Source organism: Bartonella sp. AS69XJJH (assembly GCF_042195585.1).
Taxonomy (GTDB): domain Bacteria; phylum Pseudomonadota; class Alphaproteobacteria; order Rhizobiales; family Rhizobiaceae; genus Bartonella.
Window position 1 is genome coordinate 1 of record NZ_JBHIOO010000058.1, and the last position, 1,416, is coordinate 1,416.

2 protein-coding genes are annotated in these 1,416 nt (G+C 43.4%); both read right to left on the reverse strand.

The annotated features are described in order from the left end of the window. On the reverse strand, positions 1-218 hold a 218-nt coding region (locus tag ACFIK6_RS09385), incomplete at its 3' end, for a hypothetical protein (RefSeq protein ID WP_375642686.1). Positions 219-227: 9 nt separating this feature from the next. Beyond that, positions 228-1,340 carry a phage tail protein gene (locus ACFIK6_RS09390; protein WP_375642687.1) on the reverse strand — a complete coding sequence of 371 codons (1,113 nt, stop codon included), beginning with the start codon at positions 1,338-1,340 and terminating at the stop codon, positions 228-230. Positions 1,341-1,416 lie beyond the last annotated feature (76 nt).

Here is a 1,416-nt window from a genome sequence, read left to right on the forward strand (position 1 = left end):
AATGAACACTCTTTCAAATCTTCAAACTCTTCTCTTAAGGTCTCTAAGCGCTTCTCTAAATCTTTTAACGACCCATCAAGATCGGCTTTCAAAGCGGCTTTCAGTAAATCAAAAACGCCATTAAGCGGCGCATGCACAAAATGATCCCCCGAATACAAAACGACCCGTACTTGAGACGGGTCGCTAATCTCTGATATCGCAAACGGTTTTAATGACATTTCATTTCCTCATGTCTTGATCCCATAAATTACACTCACATTAACGGGGCGCGTTTCAACACCACCAACCCTCTCTGCCATGAGGTGATGTTCATGATGCGCTCTGTCATTCAGCCCTTCTGTTATAGGCGTGGAATAATATAAAAAATTAGCAAACGGGCTCCTGATAAACCACGGTAAGCGAGGCGGCTTATCTTTTTCTGTAAACCAAAAGGGAACTTCTGAAGTGCCCGCTATTTGGTCAAATTCTTGATTACACTTGTCCAAAGCATCACCACTCAACCCTACACACTCTTCGTCTATAGCTCTCTTTCGCCTTTGCAAAGAAACATCACGTTTTTTACGAGAAGAAAGACCTTCTGATGATGCTGGACCTATAAAATGTTCATGCGCTTTTAAAGAACAGCCTTGCTGACTTGCAAAAGAACGCCAAGGGTCTAGATTGCGTTCATAATCGAGGCCCCGTAAAAACATTCCCCTAAAATCGGGAACATTAAACGTCTCAACGCCATCTCCTTCTCCCCACGTCGTTCCTATGACACAAAATAAATCCCAATAAACATACCGTGAATAAGAACGCCCATCACATGGCAACCAACCATCCGGCAGGCGTTCCATTGCAAACGGTCCTATCAGACCAGAGGGTAAGCGTTTTAAGGAAGAAACTTTGCCCCTTGTCGGATTGAGAACTTGCCAACCCGTAAGTTCTTCATCATACACAAGCGTATAAAGACAACCATCTTGTATCTCTCCTCCCGATAAGGCTAATAAACCGGTTTCTGTCGCCTTATAAACGGGCTTACCAACTAAATTATTTAAAGCAATTGTTGTCGCCCCTACATTTTTGCCCTTCGCTTTAAAACAAACCGATATGCCATTCTTATACTCTAAAAATGCCGATTGGCTTAGAAGCCTTATCACACTCGTCTTTTGGTTATTATCAACCGTTACAATGCCTTCAAGCACGCCGCCCGTATCCGATAAATACTCACTTATCCTTTGCATCATCACACGGGCGCTATTATTGACCGTGTTAGGGTGCTGTCCCTCTGACCAATTAATCAAAGCATCAGCACCACCATTCTCAGATGCCGTTAAAGACCAATCATAAATCGTCGACATATGAACCTCACGTCTTGATTCCAAACACAACACTCATATTAATCGGACGCGTCTCACTTGCACCTGAACTTGCCAA

Coding starts and splice junctions, on each gene's coding strand:
- ACFIK6_RS09390 (WP_375642687.1), bottom strand. CDS start 1,340: ATGTCGACGATTTATGATTGGTCTTTAACGGCATCTGAGAATGGTGGT.